The organism is Infirmifilum tikiterense, from assembly GCF_054696565.1.
Map to the genome: position 1 here is coordinate 1,696,660 of NZ_CP182482.1, position 15,692 is coordinate 1,712,351.

Annotated in this window: 17 protein-coding genes; 9 read left to right on the forward strand and 8 right to left on the reverse strand. The window is 57.8% G+C overall.

The window, feature by feature from the left end; all coding sequences use genetic code 11:
* Nucleotides 1–10: 10 nt before the first annotated feature.
* The 3 genes from ACNO7C_RS09315 to asnS are packed head-to-tail and all read right to left on the reverse strand — an operon-like array spanning nt 11 to nt 2,885.
* Nucleotides 11–1,303 carry a FeoB small GTPase domain-containing protein gene (locus tag ACNO7C_RS09315; RefSeq protein WP_460024824.1) on the reverse strand — a complete coding sequence of 431 codons (1,293 nt, stop codon included), beginning with the start codon at nt 1,301–1,303 and terminating at the stop codon, nt 11–13.
* The gene (locus ACNO7C_RS09320; RefSeq protein WP_318536732.1) at nt 1,300–1,539 is read right to left on the reverse strand and encodes a FeoA family protein; all 240 of its coding nucleotides are present in this window, start codon (nt 1,537–1,539) and stop codon (nt 1,300–1,302) included. Before ACNO7C_RS09320 ends, ACNO7C_RS09315 begins: the two co-directional genes overlap by 4 nt.
* A gap of 50 nt (nt 1,540–1,589) precedes the next feature.
* Complete coding sequence (asnS, locus tag ACNO7C_RS09325) at nt 1,590–2,885, reverse strand: asparagine--tRNA ligase (protein ID WP_460024825.1); 1,296 nt, start codon at nt 2,883–2,885, stop codon at nt 1,590–1,592.
* Between asnS and ACNO7C_RS09330 the strand changes: the two genes are divergently transcribed.
* On the forward strand, nt 2,875–3,561 hold the full coding sequence (locus ACNO7C_RS09330; protein ID WP_460024826.1) for a methyltransferase: 687 nt from the start codon (nt 2,875–2,877) through the stop codon (nt 3,559–3,561). The genes asnS and ACNO7C_RS09330 overlap by 11 nt on opposite strands.
* On the opposite strand, the gene ACNO7C_RS09335 is transcribed toward ACNO7C_RS09330, so the two are convergent.
* Nucleotides 3,518–5,752: a DEAD/DEAH box helicase gene (locus tag ACNO7C_RS09335; protein ID WP_460024827.1), complete on the reverse strand. Its 2,235-nt coding sequence runs from the start codon at nt 5,750–5,752 to the stop codon at nt 3,518–3,520. The two genes, ACNO7C_RS09330 and ACNO7C_RS09335, sit on opposite strands and share 44 nt — an antisense overlap.
* A gap of 45 nt (nt 5,753–5,797) precedes the next feature.
* On the opposite strand from ACNO7C_RS09335, the gene ACNO7C_RS09340 reads away from it, so the two are divergent.
* From ACNO7C_RS09340 to ACNO7C_RS09350, 3 genes are read left to right on the forward strand one after another with little or no spacing between them, the layout of a single operon-like run.
* Nucleotides 5,798–6,496 (forward strand): hypothetical protein, encoded by a 699-nt coding sequence (locus tag ACNO7C_RS09340; RefSeq protein ID WP_460024828.1) that lies wholly within the window; start codon nt 5,798–5,800, stop codon nt 6,494–6,496.
* Nucleotides 6,468–7,613 carry a site-2 protease family protein gene (locus ACNO7C_RS09345; protein WP_460024829.1) on the forward strand — a complete coding sequence of 382 codons (1,146 nt, stop codon included), beginning with the start codon at nt 6,468–6,470 and terminating at the stop codon, nt 7,611–7,613. Before ACNO7C_RS09340 ends, ACNO7C_RS09345 begins: the two co-directional genes overlap by 29 nt.
* Nucleotides 7,614–7,622: 9 nt before the next feature.
* Nucleotides 7,623–8,045, forward strand: coding sequence for a hypothetical protein (locus ACNO7C_RS09350; RefSeq protein WP_460024830.1), 423 nt, complete (start codon nt 7,623–7,625; stop codon nt 8,043–8,045).
* Between the two features lie 2 nt (nt 8,046–8,047).
* On the opposite strand, the gene ACNO7C_RS09355 is transcribed toward ACNO7C_RS09350, so the two are convergent.
* The 3 genes from ACNO7C_RS09355 to ACNO7C_RS09365 all read right to left on the reverse strand — a co-directional run bounded on the left by ACNO7C_RS09355 (nt 8,048) and on the right by ACNO7C_RS09365 (nt 10,670).
* Nucleotides 8,048–9,373, reverse strand: a complete 1,326-nt coding sequence (locus ACNO7C_RS09355) for a RuvB-like helicase (RefSeq protein ID WP_460024831.1) — start codon at nt 9,371–9,373, stop codon at nt 8,048–8,050.
* A 26-nt stretch (nt 9,374–9,399) separates the two neighbouring features.
* Nucleotides 9,400–9,819, reverse strand: coding sequence for a PDDEXK family nuclease (locus tag ACNO7C_RS09360; protein WP_318536739.1), 420 nt, complete (start codon nt 9,817–9,819; stop codon nt 9,400–9,402).
* Between the two features lie 671 nt (nt 9,820–10,490).
* Nucleotides 10,491–10,670 (reverse strand): hypothetical protein, encoded by a 180-nt coding sequence (locus ACNO7C_RS09365; RefSeq protein WP_460024832.1) that lies wholly within the window; start codon nt 10,668–10,670, stop codon nt 10,491–10,493.
* A 176-nt stretch (nt 10,671–10,846) separates the two neighbouring features.
* Here ACNO7C_RS09365 and ACNO7C_RS09370 point away from each other — a divergent pair, with 176 nt between their 5' ends.
* The 4 genes from ACNO7C_RS09370 to ACNO7C_RS09385 all read left to right on the forward strand — a co-directional run bounded on the left by ACNO7C_RS09370 (nt 10,847) and on the right by ACNO7C_RS09385 (nt 14,999).
* Complete coding sequence (locus ACNO7C_RS09370) at nt 10,847–11,458, forward strand: hypothetical protein (protein ID WP_460024833.1); 612 nt, start codon at nt 10,847–10,849, stop codon at nt 11,456–11,458.
* A gap of 273 nt (nt 11,459–11,731) precedes the next feature.
* Nucleotides 11,732–11,980 (forward strand): hypothetical protein, encoded by a 249-nt coding sequence (locus ACNO7C_RS09375; protein WP_318536742.1) that lies wholly within the window; start codon nt 11,732–11,734, stop codon nt 11,978–11,980.
* A gap of 12 nt (nt 11,981–11,992) precedes the next feature.
* Nucleotides 11,993–12,118 (forward strand): hypothetical protein, encoded by a 126-nt coding sequence (locus ACNO7C_RS09380; protein ID WP_326403648.1) that lies wholly within the window; start codon nt 11,993–11,995, stop codon nt 12,116–12,118.
* A gap of 196 nt (nt 12,119–12,314) precedes the next feature.
* Nucleotides 12,315–14,999, forward strand: a complete 2,685-nt coding sequence (locus ACNO7C_RS09385) for an ATP-dependent helicase (RefSeq protein WP_460024834.1) — start codon at nt 12,315–12,317, stop codon at nt 14,997–14,999.
* On the opposite strand, the gene ACNO7C_RS09390 is transcribed toward ACNO7C_RS09385, so the two are convergent.
* Nucleotides 14,967–15,398 (reverse strand): YkgJ family cysteine cluster protein, encoded by a 432-nt coding sequence (locus ACNO7C_RS09390; RefSeq protein ID WP_318536744.1) that lies wholly within the window; start codon nt 15,396–15,398, stop codon nt 14,967–14,969. The two genes, ACNO7C_RS09385 and ACNO7C_RS09390, sit on opposite strands and share 33 nt — an antisense overlap.
* Nucleotides 15,399–15,446: 48 nt before the next feature.
* Here ACNO7C_RS09390 and ACNO7C_RS09395 point away from each other — a divergent pair, with 48 nt between their 5' ends.
* A complete protein-coding gene (locus ACNO7C_RS09395) occupies nt 15,447–15,692 on the forward strand; it encodes a TIGR00304 family membrane protein (protein ID WP_318536745.1) in 246 nt (81 codons plus the stop codon).

Sequence of the window (15,692 nt, forward strand, 5' to 3'; positions counted from 1 at the left end):
CGGGAACATTTCAACCGAAGCCGAGGAGTAGCGGCATCAGCGCCTTTCCCGAAAGCCCGGCCTTACGCATAACGCTGTGGTAGACCGTCGCTATGCGTGCCATGAGACCAGTGTCCTCTAGAAACCCGAAGGCTACAAAGACTAAGAAGATGAGGGGCAGGAAGGTTATGACTGCCCCAACCCCCCCGATGACGCCGTCAGCTATCAGTGACACTATTGGGTACGGGACGCCCGCCTGAACCAGGTACTCGCTGAGAGCCTTGCTGAGAGAGTCGAAGAGCGATGACAGCAGACCAGCTAACGTGTAATTCTCGAAAAACTGGGCTAGCTCCTCATTACCCGTGAACTCCAGCAGTTGCTTGAGGGGAAACCCCGTGTTCACCGAAAGCGTCGCCAAGAGGACGAGCAAGATCAGCCCGAGGCTCGCCAGGGGGCCGAGCAGTGGGTGGAGAAGGACGCTGTCAAGCCTCTCGGTTATTTCCCGTTTGACCACGCCCGTTGTAGAGACGCTCTCTGCGACCACCTCCTCAATGAAGGAATACCTGACGCTAGCCGCTATGAGAGAGGGGGGAGAGCCCAGCTCCTCCTCGACTTTCTCGCGAACTCTCTCGACAAGGCTTAGAGCTTCAGCGCACCCCTCACTCGCTAGAGCGCGCTCCAGCTCCGCATCTCCCTCGAGCAACCTCAGCGAGCTCCAACTTAAAGGGTACTTGCTGACACCTGGGCAGCCCTTAATAGCCTCGGCTAAGGTGTGCGCGAAGTAGTCGAGCCCCCTGTAGTTCAGCTCCAGCCTGCTTGTGGGGACGCGACCCTCGGCGACGAGGATAATTGTGTCCACGAGTTCGTGGAGCCCCTCCCTCTTGAGAGCTGAGATCGCAACAACGGGAACGCCTAGACGCCTACTCAGCCTCTCGGTGCTGACGTGGATCCCCCTTTTCAATATAGCATCGACCTTGTTCACCGCTACGACGACTTTGTCGTAGAGCTCCAGAACCTGCACGGCCAGGTATAGCGTGGTCTCAAGCGAGACAGCGTTGACAAGGACGACCACGATGTCAGGCTTCTCGGTGACAATGTACTCGCGCGCTATAGCCTCCTCCTCCGTGTACGCGTTAAGGCTGTAAGTGCCGGGAAGGTCGACGACCCTGATTCGGTACCCCATGTGTTCAAAGTAACCCTCGTACTTATCCACGGTCTTCCCAGGCCAGTTTCCAACAAACCTGTTGGCTCCAACGAGCATGTTGAAGAGGGTGCTCTTCCCAACGTTGGGGGGGCCTGCGAGCGCCACCCTGATTTCCTTCATCCCACCACCTCGACGAGTATCTTAGCAGCTAATCCTCTTCCGATGGCGAACCGTGTACCGCCTCTTTCGACGACGACGGGACCAGCGTCATTGAACACAACCTTCAGAGTCTGACCGGGGATGATGCCTAGCTCGAAGAGACGCCTGAAAGCCCCCCTCCCCCCGCGGACCTCCACAACCCTCACGAGCGCACCTGGCCTAGCGAAGGTCAAAGGGATCGCGCTTGACACCGTCATACAAAGCTCCGTCGTAGTATCGCCGCGCAACTTAAAAACGTTTAGCCGGATCAGGGGTAGGTCCTAGCGACCGTTCTCGGGAAAGGCACGGAGTCCACTATGTGCTCGAGGCCGCCGATCCACATCACGAGCCTATCCATCCCGAGCCCGAACCCCGCGTGGGGGACGGTGCCGAACCTTCTCAGGTCTAAGTACCACTCGTAGTCCTTCGGGTTGAAGCCGAACCTCTTAATCTTCTCGACAAGCTCGTCGAGCCTGTCGATCCTCTCACCGCCGCCGATTATCTCCCCGTAGCCTTCCGGGGCTAGGAGGTCTGCTGAGAGCGTGACCTCGGGGCGTGAGGGGTCGTTCTTGTGGTAGAACGCCTTAGATTTCTCCGGGAAGCCGTAAAGGAAGAAGGGCTTGTCGAACTCCAGCGTGAGCGCGCGCTCTTCGTCCGCACCCAGGTCGTCGCCCCAAGCGACTTGGATGCCCTTGCTCTGCAGGATCTCGATGGCATTATCGTAGCTGACGCGCGGGAAGGGCGGCTCGACCTGCTTCAGCCCTTCGAGGTTTCTACCTAGGAGGTCGAGCTCCTCCCTATTTCTCTCTAGGACTCTCCTCACAATGTGGGATACGAGCTCCTCCTCCACCTTAAGGATACCCTCGAGGCCCACCCATGCTACCTCGGCTTCCGCGTGCCAGAACTCTGTAAGATGCCTCCTTGTCCTTGACTTCTCAGCCCTGAACGAGGGCGCCACCGTGTACACTTTTTCGAGGCTGAATATCAGCGCCTCAAGGTAGAACTGGGACGACTGCGTGAGGTACACCGTGGACTCGTCGACGTACTTGACCGGGAAGAGAGTGGCCCCACCTTCCACAGCCGCTGAGATGAACATGGGGCACTGGACCTCGTAGAAACCGTTCTCACGGAACCACTCGTGAAGAGCGCCGAAAACCGTGTGCCTTATCTTGAGGACGGCCGTCATCTTCCTAGACCTCACTGCAAGGTGGCGCACATTGAGGAGGAACTCCCTCGAAGCGTCCCTCCTAATCGGGAAGTTCTCAGCCAGGCCGATTATCACCAGCTCCTCGCCCTGTATCTCCTTCCCGCCTGGAGCCCGCGGGTCCTCGCGGAGCTTTCCCTGCACGACGACTGAGCTCTCAACGGTGACCCGCCTGGCCTCCGCGTGGCTCCTTGACTCCGGAGTGAAAACCGATTGTATTATCCCGGTCGAGTCCCTGACCACCACGAAAGCCTTGTCCCCGAGATCTCTCCTCCGGTAAACCCAGCCCCTGACTCTGACCTCTGCGCCGGGCTGAAGCTTTAAAGCCTCACTGATCGGCAAGATGCCTGTGCCTGTCATAAACCGCATCAAGGAGACCCTATTCACGCTTGCTACAAAAACTTTGCTTAAGATCTACCTCACCCCTCAGAAGCTCCAGGAATTCCAGGGGCTCCGCCTTCTACTACTCCCGGGTTGCTTCCCCCCGCTCAGGACCGTCACCACCGAGCTGCTCTCGATCGCACTCACCGCGATCCCGCTAAGCGCCGGGCGCGCGGTGGACGTCGGGTGCGGTCCGGGTAGCCTCACGCTTCTCCTTGCTGGGAAGGGCTTCTACGCTGTCGGGACCGACGTCTCAGTTACGTGTCTAAAGGCGGCTAGGGTGAACGCGATCCGCAACGGGGTCTACAGCCTGACCGACTTCGTGGCGTGCGACGCGGGGAGCTGCCTGAGGAGTGGGTCGGCGGGCGTCTGCGTGACGAACCCTCCCTTTCTGCCCTACGAGCGGAAAGACGACAGAGACCTGCCCCTCGCGGGCGGCAGAGAGCTTGAGGTCTTCAAAGCAATGGTGAGGGATTGCTACCGCGTCGCGAAGAAGAGGGGCTGGGCTCTCTTCGCGGTGAGCGACCTAGCCTCCGGGAAGCCGCCCCACAGTCTTGGAGTTGTTCTGGCGAGGGGCAGGGGCTTGGGGGACAACATCTACGTCGTGTTGCTCAAACCAGGGGCTTACCGCTCCTCTGAGAGCGCTCAGCCCTGAGCTTCAAGGTCAACGCTTCCCCTAGCACCCTCTCGGCTCTCCTGCGCGAGAGGATTCTGTTGTTGTTACCGCAGTAGGGGGAGAATATGCACCTGGGGCACCCGTCCTCACAGGTGCAGCGCGATACAATGTCGAAAGCCTTTCTGAGCGCCTCTTCAAGCCTGTGGTAGAGCGCTTTTGTCACGCCTGACCCGCCGGGAAAGCTATCGTAGATGAATATGTGCCCCGAGGGGAAGCTTATACCGCCCATATCGGTGGGTGAGGCGCCGAGTACCAGCTGGCCCGCGTAGATCAGAGCGTGCTCAACCGCGTGAAATGCCTCAGCATTCTGCATCTCGCTCCACTCGTGTACCGGCTGGAACTCGAGGAGCAGGCCCTTGGTGCTGAACTTGTAGTGCAGCTCCGCCTCGAGAAGCCTCTGGCTGATGGTCTGCCCCTCAGGGAAAGTCTTCGTCGCGTAGCCGTAGACGACGTCCGTGACCGTGAGGTCAAGGTACGATACTCTTATGCCCGCAACCTCCCTCTCGAAGTGAACCTCACCCTCCTCTGGAAGTGTGTAGTATAGCGCCGAGGTCACCACGGGAGGTACCTTGGATGGTAAAGGTTTGACGACAGCCCTGTCACCCTCGAAGCGGATCGAGAGGTAGCTCCTCCCCCCGTGCAGGTATATAGCTCCCGGGAAAAGCTCCTTAATGGCCATCTGCTTCTCCCTGTAGCCTATGACCTTTCCACCCTCGGTCACTATCTTTACCTGATCACCAACACCTCTCAGGTTCTCGTGCTCGCGAAGGAACTTCAAACCGCTCCTAGTCGGCGCGATGAATCCGCTCTTTATTACTTTCAAGTACCCTAGCCTAACCAGCTCCTCAAGCTGTGCACGCTCCCACCCGGACAGCTCTGCGGGACGAACCGGGGCGTCAGCAGCCATCGCCACTAGGTGTACCTTCACCACCTCGTAGTTTTCGGGTTCAAGGAAAACGGGATCGGGAGCCTGGCCGAAGAACTCCTCGGGGTTTCTCTCGTAGTAGGCGCTAATGGGGTCGTTTCCCAGCAATAGGAAGACGTACCCCGTCCTCCGCCTCCTACCAACGCGCCCGGCCCGCTGGAGGTACTTCGAGAAGGTCGGCGGGACCCCGTAGAGTATAGCCGCGTCGAGCTCCCCAATGTCGATCCCTAGCTCAAGGGTGGGGGTTGCTATCACGGCGTCGAGCTCACCTGACTTGAGGGCTTTTTCAACCCTCCGCCTCTCCTCGGGAAGTAGGCCAGCTCGGTGGACCGTCGCCCTGACTCCCATGCCTGAGGCCTGGATCGCCAGACTCTCCGCTATTCGGTGGCTGTCGACGAAAACTATTGTCTTCATCCCCCTCTCGGATAGCTTTCCGAGAAGCCAGAGCACTTCCGAGGAGCGGGACCTAGCTCGGGGTGAGAGCATGACGTGGAAGACCGGAGCTTTCCTGGTCCTGCCGGCGTCCACAATGTCAGCCTCTTCGCCGAAAAGCTTCTCGGCGAACTCAGACGGGTTGCCGACGGTCGCGGAGGCAGCGACGAACGTGGGTTTCTCCCTAAGGACCCGCTTAAACCTCCTGAGAACGTAGTGCACATGGGAGCCGAAAACCCCGCTGTACACGTGTGCGTCGTCCAGCACAACGTACTTCGTCTTGCCGAACAAATCCCTGTATTCGGGGGCAGAGTGTAGAGTCACGTGAAGCATGTCAGGGTTCGTTACTAGTACACGCGGAGGGTAGAGCAGGATCCTTTTTCGCTCCTCCTCCGGCGTGTCACCGTCGAGTGCGCTCACGCGGAAGCCGAAGACCCTCCCAGCGTACCACTCTATTCTCTCGAGCTGGTCCCGGGCGAGCGCTTTAGTCGGGTAGACTAGGGACGCGATTCCCTCAGCTTCTCCCAGTAGCCTCTCGAGTATGGGTAGCAGAAAAGCCTCGGTCTTGCCCACACCCGTGCCAGCGATGATGAAGACGTTCCTCCCCCTCCTTATCTTCTCGATAGCCTCGGCTTGAAACCTGTAGAGCCTGGTGATACCCCTGCTTCTCAGAGCCTCGACGAGCAGTTTTTCCCTCAAAACCTCCTCCACGAGGGGCCCGGGCTCGGGCTCGCGCGCGTCCTCGTAGTAGATGTACACAACCCTGTGTCCGCTATCATTGCGCACGACATCGAGCAGCTCGTCGCCACGCATCACAAATTAATATAGAAGCCGAGAGCCTGATAAGCTTTAGCGACCATGGATACGATATCACGCATACACCTGGATGTGCTCGTCGACGACATACCCGCAGTGGAAGGGGTTTTCCCCCTCCACGGGCTCTCCGTGCTGGTGAGCGTCGAGTACGAGGAAGGGATAGTGAAGAAACTGCTTTTCGACACAGGTCCCAGCTACCGTGTGCTGCTTAGAAACGCGGAGACCCTTGGAGTGGACCTGAATCCTGATGCTGTCTTCGGGAGCCTGCCGCACTTTCACCACATCGGCGCTCTCCAGAGCGGCTTCCCTAGCACGCCACGAGTTCTACCGCCTCCCCCTCTCTCGGGAACGAGCAGGGATTTTTCCCAGCTACAGGGCTTTCCCGGCGTTTTTGTATTGCCGAGCGACTCTTACTGGAACGAGCAGGGGCTAGCCTTGAGGACGCCTAAGGGGTGGCTTGTCCTGGTCGGCTGCAGCGTGCACGGGCTTAGGCGAACTTTCGGAGCCGAGCTAGTGGGTTTAGGCAGGATTATCGGGCTTATCGGAGGTCTCAACATCTCCTCGAGGGACGTCTTCAACATGAGTTTTATCGGAAGGCTCGCTCGCTGCGGGCTTGAGCTAGTGCTCCCCTTACACTCCACAAGCATGGAAGCCAGGAAAACGATATTAAAGAGGTTTAACAGCTACGACTTCGGCTACGAGGTTAGCGGCTGTGGCGTTCAGGCTGATATCGAGTTTTAACAGCAGCGTCGCTTTCTTCTTGGTAGTTGCGGCTATCTACATAGCTGTCCTCGTAGTGCAGCGGCGGAGACCTGAAGCCCTAAAAAAGCTCGGCCTTCAGCTCGAGGGAGGAGTTATACTCTACCGGACAGAGAAGTTAAACCGCTCAATAGCCAGAGTGGCTGAAAGGCACGCAACGGCAGTGAAGGTATTTGGGGACTTGTCCGCCGTCGCGGGTTTCGCGCTCATGGTTTACGGCCTGTACTTTTTCCACCGGAACCTTATCAGCTTCCTCGCGCACCCCGAGACCGCGAGCCCCGTGTCGCCTGTGGTTCCAGGCCTGACGGTGGGTCTAGACGTTCTTCCCTACTTCCTCCTGGCGGTTTTCGTGGCTATAGCACCGCACGAGCTGGCGCACGCCTTGACAGCGAGCGCTGAGGGCCTAAGGGTGAAGTCCACAGGGCTTTTCCTGGCCGCGGTTTTTCCCGGTGGGTTCGCCGAGATCGACGAGGACCAGCTCGAGAAGGCAGGGCTCAGGGCGAAGCTCAGAGTGCTCTCCTCCGGGAGCACGGCCAACATCCTAACCTTCATCATCCTACTGCCTCTGATGGTTGCGCTTGTGCAACCTGTAGGTGTGAAGGTCACGGGCGTTATGCCGGGGTACCCGGCCGCGAGCTCCCTGAAGCCAGGGGACATCATAATCAGCGTGAACGGAGTTAAGACGCCCACGCTGGAGACCTTCACGAACGTTATGGCTGGGCTCCACCCCGGCGAAAAGGTTAACCTTACGGTCCTACGAGGCCGGAGCGAGCTGACCTTCTCGCTCACCCTGGCCACCCACCCTGGGAACGCCTCAAGAGGCTTCCTCGGTGTCCAAATACAGCAGGCGGTCAGCGACGAGAACGCCTACAACCTTCTCATGTGGAGTCTGATGGTTACCTCAAGCGTAGCCGTGATAAACATGCTTCCCATAGTCCCGCTGGACGGCGGGCGCATCTTCAAGGCTTTACTCGAGAAGCTTATAGGTGAGCAGAAGGCGAGGTTCGCGGCGGGCGCGGCAACTCTGTACACGGTGGCTTTGGTAGCGGTGAACATTTATCTCTCCACGAACATATTCGGCTTGCTCCCATTCCCGTAGGTGATTGCTTTGTCTAAAGAGTTCGTGAGGGATCTGGTCCTCGTTGTCTCGCCCGCTCTCATCGCCTCCACTCTCACAGCCATACCCTTCGAGAGCATCCTCAGCGTCTACCCCGTTCCGAGCACCTTTATCTGGTACGTCCCCTGGCGGGGCGCGACGGCCTCGATTATCCTGTGGCTCCTGAGCGGCGCCCTTTACAGCGACAAGCGGTACTGGCTGAAGGAGTTCTTCCTGGGCTCGGCGGCGTCATTTGTGGCCTTCCACTACTGGACGCTCTTCATTGTCTCGACGCGCATCCCGGTAACGGTTACGCTGCTGATTTTCACGGTGGGCAACAGCCCACCCACGCTCGACCTCAGCCAGCTCGTGGCTATTCTAACGCTATTAGCGTTCCGAAAAGAAATAATCTCTGCCTTGAGGCGAAACCGGTGAACCTACTTGAGCATCTTCTCCTCTAGCTCCTTAAGGTAGCTCGAAGACTCCTTAGTGCTTATGAAGAGCTGAGAAACCTCGGCGACGTCCTCCCTCGTTACCCTGCTTCTCCCCCTCTGCTCAGCCATCAGCCTAGCGGGAGCGAGCAGCTGGGTGGCGTAGCGGAGGCTCTTCTCGCCCCCCAGCCTTACGAGCTCCTCGAGGGCATCCGGCTCGAGCTCCACACCCTCCTCGTGCGCCCTGATCTTGATGATCTCCCTGATCTCGTCAGGAGTGTAGGGTCTCGTCCTGATTATGAGGAGCCTGTCTAGGAGGTCCAAGGGCATCCCGTGAGGGGCCTCGATGTCCGTCCCCCTAATCCTCGTGAACCCCCTGTTAGTAGCGAGTATAATGATCGGGCTCAGCTCGCTCTCCATCGCCCGCGAGAGGAAGCTGTACGCCTCGATGTCAAGCATGTGAGCATCGTCGATGAAGAGGACCCCAGGGATCAGCTCCGCCCTCTTCGACTCAACCCACTCCTTCACGGTCTTATCGACCCTGGCCCTCACATCCGGCGGGATCTCTTTAGCCGAGGGAGCGCCAAAGAAGATCGAAAGTATGCTCTCGCTCCGGCTCTCCATCTCATCTAGGTCGTGAAGCGTCAAGGTGTAGACGAACTCCTTCTCCTTGTAGATCGGGCCCGTCGGGATGTCCACGAGGTCCCGGGGCCTCACATCGTACTCGCCGTAGCCCTTAGCCCTCCCCGCGCGCGAAACCCTACCAGTCTCCTCGTCGATCCAGATGACGTCCCCCTCGCTGATGCCCTTCGATAGAATCTGGTAAATAACGTTGGAGTCGACGCGCAGGCTCCGCGTCTCCCTGTCGGTTTTCAGAGTGATCGTACCGCCGACTGGGACCTGGGAGTAGGGGTTGAGCGGGTGCCTGTCGTACCGCACATCCAACTTCTCGAGAACACCCTCGTAGACCCACCTCCTCTCCCTGATCCTCACGCCTATAGATTTCCTCATGGCCTGCATGAGGACCTCCGTCTTCTTCAGCTCCGCGGAGTAGATTTCGCTCCCGGAGAGGGCCATGAATGGCGTCTCCGCCCCGAGCTCGCGGGCTATAGCGACGGCCAGCGCCGTCTTCCCCGTCCCCGGGGGGCCAACCAGCAGGATGGCGCGACCGGCCATTTTCCCAGCTTTGATGAGCTGCACGACGAGCCAAGCAGCCTTCCTGGCCTCCACCTGGCCGACTAGGCCGTCTCCGACGGGCAGAACTTCTCCATTTCTGACGCCCAGCCCCCTAATGTGGCTGTGCGTTCCGACGCGTTCAGCCACCGCGATCATCGAAAAGTTTTTTAAGAAGCGATAATTTAAGCCTTTCTTCTCATCTTGACGTTCGGCTCCCAGTCGCTCGCCTCATCTGAGCGCACTACGATGTCTTCGCTGAAGAGGCCGTCCACGCGCTTGAAAACCCACTTCTGCTCGCTCGAGAACCAGACAGCCAGCACGGCTTCTCTCCTCGAGTACTTTTTGAACGCCTCGAGGAAACGGTAGAGCTTCGAGACCTGGAAGCTCTTAACCTTGACCTTTTTACCGCTGGTCGCTTTCACCTCGAAGGCAACTATCCTGTCCTCGACGTTGTTCACCATGAAGACGTCCGGGAAGCTCTCGCCCACCCCGCTCACCGGGACCCTGAACACGTGGTTCTCCTTATTCGCCGAGAGCAACTTCACCAGCCTGCGCTCCACGTTGAACGCGTTTCTGCGCCTCGCAACGACCTCGCTGACCATACTCCCCGCTAGCATAGCGCGAAACCTATTAAAATACCGCTTGCCGAGCTAAAGGGTGATGATGACAGTCATGCAAGCGCGAGCGGTGAGCTGGTCCTGGGGTATCTGACACCTGATCTTCGATTAATTCAGTGAACCGTTTTTAGGTAGCAATGCTATCTTTAGCTCTTCCCGGGATTCCTTATGCACCCGCGCCTCCTCCTTGCCTCACTTGGCGAGCCACGTCACATACACCGGTACGGGCAGCTTCTGGTCGAGGACGTACACCCTCCCGCCCAGCCTCACGCCTTGGCCGTGTGCAACGATAAGTTGAGCAGGTAGACCTCGCCGCCCGGGTAGAAGTTGGCCAGCAGCACGGCTGCGATCTTCACGTAGCCCCGGCACACCCCCATCCTGAGCTCCAGCGGCCTCGCAGTAAGGGTAAGCCTCTCCCCCTATGATCCCCTCTGCCAGAGATCGGTGAGCCCCTAACTAGACCTGTTATCCCCCTCCATGCATGCCTGGTATACGACCTCAACGAAGGCTGTAGAGAAATACAGCGTAATGGCCATTACTTTAAGCACTTCGAGTGCAGACAGCTCCTCTAGATAGGCTCAAGCTCGCGGGCTGGCATGCCAAGGCTGGGAGTCCTCTTGATCCACCGCAGCAACAGGCCCAAGTCACTTTTCTTGTCAACCCATAAGACACCTGCGAAGAGTCATGTCCCAAGGCTTAAGGAGGTTGACCCAGGCCTCTCCCCTAGCTTCTCCGTAGAGAGCACGGAGCGCAGTTGCTAGGAGGTCTAGGACAATGTATACGAGGGCTTTGCACCTATTCTTCTCGAATCCCTCTCTAACTCTCTTCTCCCTCACTCTCTCCGAACCGCAGACCGTCCCGAGGGCTAAAAGCACGGCGCGTCCACTAGGCTTGAGTCTAAGGTGGGCTCGCTTTTCTTCGATGGTGTAAGCCTTTATAACATCAATGAAGCCTCCTTTTTATGAATCTTAGACAACGTTTATTAATTAGAATTTAGTTAGATATAGACAGTATGACAAGAACAAGATACATTGCTCTGGTAGTGTTAGTCCTCGTATTTGCGACTATTGTAATTGCAGTGGTCTTATATAACTACGCATCATCAGCTACTCGCCCGGTGATCCCTCCGAGGATTACCAAGCTTAATGTAACAGTCGTGGTTCTGGGTTTCGGGAAATTCGCCGGAGTGATTGCTGAGAGGCTCAGCGGTAGAGTTGATAAGGTGATCGTGTACAGCGGCTTCAACCCGGAAATTCTGCGGTATGCGGGCAGATCCACGGTGCTTGTTTTGAGTGATGAGTGGCTTGCAGAGAATGCGGGTAGAGAAGAGGTTAAGGAGATGATCATGCTGTTCGCCGACAGAGGCTCAATGATATATGTGAACGGGACTAAGGCTGGTGTTTTCCAGAAGATGGTGTACTGGATGGAGTACGAGAGAGGCGTGGAGTCTGGTATGCCTCCAGAAGCGTTGCAGGAGCTACGCGAACGCATAGAAAGTATACCTGAGGAGAGCCGCGCAGGCATAGGCTACATGAAGCTTTCAAAGAAGCACGATATATTCGTATTCGGCAGCTTAGAAGATGCACTGAACACCTTCTCCGCTACTTCGCCAGCGGCTGTATAGCCCTTTAAGATCTGGATGTACTCCTCTCCTGGGCCTGTCGAGATCTATATACTTCTCAGACAGGAAGCACTCCCAAAACCTTCTCCTACCACCCTAAGAGTCGGACTCACGTAGCCTGTAACACTTCAAGGAGTTCGCTAGAACTCCGCGGAGGTCAAAGATGACAGTGCCCCAGGCTCGCGCTCCGCTCGTATGGATATGGGATAAAGAGAGGGCCGGGAAGACCGTGGGCGGAGCAGTGCTGTTTGTTTGCGCGCAAGACTACAGCGCTCAGTGCAGCTGCAAAGGTGGCAAGGGAGCCCAGAGGAAAAGGCCATAGTCTTCGTGGGCTTCTCATTCGACGAGTCGCTCCGCAACAGCAACCTACAGAGGACGCTGAGGAGCTTCGCAAGGAGGCCGGAGAACACCCTCGTCTTCCACGGAGTCTTGACGATCGAGATGACGTTGCCCTCAAAGCGTTACCTGCTCTGTGGAGGTAACCTGAAGGAGGTCAGAAAGAATAGGGAGGGGGTAACGCGTTAAACGGGCTAAGACATGAAGTTCAATCGCGATACCGTTCCGGCGCTCCACGTGCTAAAGCTATTCCTCGACGAAGCTGAGGTCGAGGAGCTCGTCGAAAAGCTGGCGAGGCACTACCGCTTAAGCACCCTGCAACCGTAGGACGACCAGAGCCTCATTCCGCGGTTGGCCACCGATGCCCCAAATGGGCGCTGTGGCCGCTGGCTACTCCTCCCCGGAAGCCCATCGAGGGGCAGGCCCGAAGATGTCGATGCGGAGCCCCCGTCGGTGACCCCGAGGTTATAGAAAAATGACAAAGATTTAAGGGGCCTGTGGGGGCAGATAAGGAGGAGTGCCTGTGTCTGCGGAAGGTCTCGTCTACGCCACGAGGGAGTACACGAAGGAGGAGGTGCTCAGCGTACTTAACCCTCTTGTAGCCGAGTGGTTTAACTCGAAGTTTACCGACCTCACCCCTCCGCAGAAGCTCGCGCTCATGCCCATACACGAGGGGAGGAACGTCCTCGTGTCCAGCCCGACGGGAACCGGGAAGACCCTCACGGCTTTCCTCATAGCTATATGCGAGCTGTTCAACATGGCGGCGAGGGGCGAGCTGGAGGACACCGTTTACGTGCTCTACGTTTCACCCCTGCGAGCGCTCAACAACGACATATACCGTAACCTTGAGGAGCCCCTAAGGGAGATACGCGAGCTCGCCGCCAGTAAGGGAGTGGAGGTCCCGGAGATAAGGCACGTGGTGAGGACAGGAGACACGACCACAACGCAGAGGCAGAACATGCTGAGGAAGCCGCCCCACATTCTCATCACCACCCCTGAGACGCTCGCCATAGTCCTGGTGGCCCCGAAGTTCAGGGAGAAGCTCAGGACGGTTAGATGGGTTATCGTGGATGAGGTTCACAGCTTGGCTGAGAGTAAGCGCGGGGCTCACCTCTCCCTCTCGCTCGAGAGGTTGCGCGAGCTGACGGGTAGCGAGTTCGTCAGGATAGGGTTATCGGCGACCATTAACCCGCTCGAGGAGGTTGCTCGCTTCCTCGTGGGATACCGCGACGACGGCACTCCCCGAGAGTGCGTCATCGTGGACGCCCGCTACGCGAAGCGTAAGAGCATAAAGGTTCGCTCCCCGGTCTCGGACCTTATCCACACCCCCGCGCAGGAAGTGACTCAGGCTATGTACAACCTTCTCTACGACATCGTGAAGAGCCACCGAACGACTCTGATATTCACGAACACGCGTAGCGGCACCGAGAGGGTGGTTTTTCACCTCAAAATGCTCGCCAGGAAGCGGGGAGGGGTGCCCGAGGATGCGATAGCCGCTCACCACAGTAGCCTCTCCAGGGGCGTTAGGCTGGACGTGGAGGAGAAGCTGAAGAGGGGCGAGCTGAGGGCGATTGTGAGCAGCACGAGCCTTGAGCTGGGCATAGACATAGGCTACATTGACGTCGTGGTCCAGGTGGGGTCCCCAAAGTCGGTTACCAGGTGCCTGCAGAGGATAGGGCGTAGCGGGCACCGACTCCACGAGACGAGTAAAGGGATCATGGTGTGCGTGGACCGGGATGACCTCGTGGAAGTGGCCGTGATGGTCAGAGAAGCCTACAGGCACCACCTCGACAGGATCCACATACCGCGCAACGCGCTAGACGTCCTCGCGCAACACGTTGTGGGAATGGCGATCGAGAGCAAGATGAGGGTTGAGGACGCCTACCGGATTATCAGGAGGAGCTACAGTTTCCACGACCTGCCCTACGAGGACTTCCTGAACGTGCTGAAGTTCCTCTCCGGGGGGTACAGCGAGCTGGAGAACTACAAGGTGTACGGGAAGATATGGTTCGACCCCCAGGAAGGTGTGTTCGGCAGGCGGGGGAAGTACGCAAGGGTGATCTACTCACTCAACGTCGGGACGATACCCGACGAGGTGAGCGTCAGGGTCTACACCACCGAGAAGAAGTACGTCGGAAACATCGAGGAGGAGTTCCTAGAGAGGCTTTTCCCAGGCGACAGGTTCGTGCTGGGAGGCAAGGTGTACGAGTTCGTCAAGAGCGACGGCATGGTGGCGTTCGTGAAGCCAGCCTTCGAGCAGAAGCCGACAATACCGGCGTGGTTCAGCGAAATGCTCCCGCTGAGCTACGATCTCGCCCTCAAAATCGCGGAGTTCAGGGGGCAGATGTTCCAGTGGATAGAGTCCGGTAGAGACCTCGACGAGATAAAGAGGTACCTGAAGCGGGAGTGCAAGGTCGACGACAACTCGGCTGAAGCCATAGTCGGGTACTTCCTGGAGATTTACTACTTCCTCCGCTCGCTGGGCGTAAAAGAGTACCCTAGCGACAAGGTGATCCTAGTGGAGAAGTGGAGGGACGATCAGGGCAGAATACACCAGGTCTTCCATACTCTCGTGGGCAGGAGGACGAACGACGCCCTCAGCCACGCCCTCGCCTACATCGCCACCAAGAAAACAGGATCGAACATCGGCATCGCGTTGCACGATAACGGCTTCGCGCTAATCTACCCTCGAGGTGTTGAGCCCAAAGTGGCGCTAACCGACCTCAAGCCCGAGGAGCTTGAAGACGTGCTCAAAAAATCCATCATTAACACGGAGCTCATGAGGAGGCGCTTCCGCCACGTGGCGACGCGGGGCCTGATGATCCTGCGGAACTACAAGGGCCACGAGATCAGCGTCGAGAAGCAGCAAATGAGCGCCTCGACGCTCCTCAGAGTCGTGAAGAAGTGGGAGGACTTCCCGATACTAAAGGAGACGTTTAGGGAGATACTCGAGGACTACATGGACATAGCTCACGCCAGGGAGATTCTTGAGAAAGTCCACCGGGGCAAGATCGCGATCGTCGAAACCTCAATCCTCGACACGCCCAGCCCCTTCGCCTACAACATAGTACTCGAAGGCCTGAGCGACGTGGTGCTCATGGAGGATAAGCGCGCCCTTATAGCGAGGTTCCACGAGCAGGTGATGAAGCGCGTGGCAGAGCTGATGCGCCAGGAGTTACGTGAGGCGCCTCGACGTGGCGCTGAATAGTTTCCAATTCACCCTGTAACCGTACGACCTCTCGAGCTCCTTGAGTATCTTCTCGAGCTCTGCTACAGCTTGAACGACCTCGTGCTTCCTGGCGCTGAACTCGGCGGAGAGAGGACACTCGCGGTCGAAGGTGACTCCCTTTTCCTCATCGAAGACCAGGGGGTATACGCGGCAACCCGTGGGCCTTTGAGGGTAGACCAGGCACCTGCCACTTCTTTCATCGAAGAACACGCAATGGCCGTTAATGTTTCTCAGCCGGGGCAGTCCTCCCCGAACTTCCACGAAGAGGTCTCTCTTGAAGCCCAGCGCCTCAAGCCTGACTATGTCCGACGGGGTAAGTACCATCTCCGTGCCGCGGCAGCACAGCCCGCACGTGAGGCACTTCTCGTGCTCGAACACGTTTATCTCCGAGAAGGGTTTAAATCGGCTTCGAGAATTATTCATTACGTGTCTATAGCGGTGGCTCTCGTAGCCCTGGGGCTCTTGATGGTTCTCATCGGGCTCGCGCTGATCATAGCCGCGGCGGTCGAGGGAAAGAAGGGTGTGAAGGGCGGGGCAGTCATCATCATCGGCCCCCTACCCATAGTAGTCGGCTCTGACGCCGAAAGCACTCAGTGGCTTATCGTTTTAGCGGCAGTCCTGACAGCCCTTGCTTTTATCTTCTTCGCCTTCACATCAGGGTGGTTAAGGTGA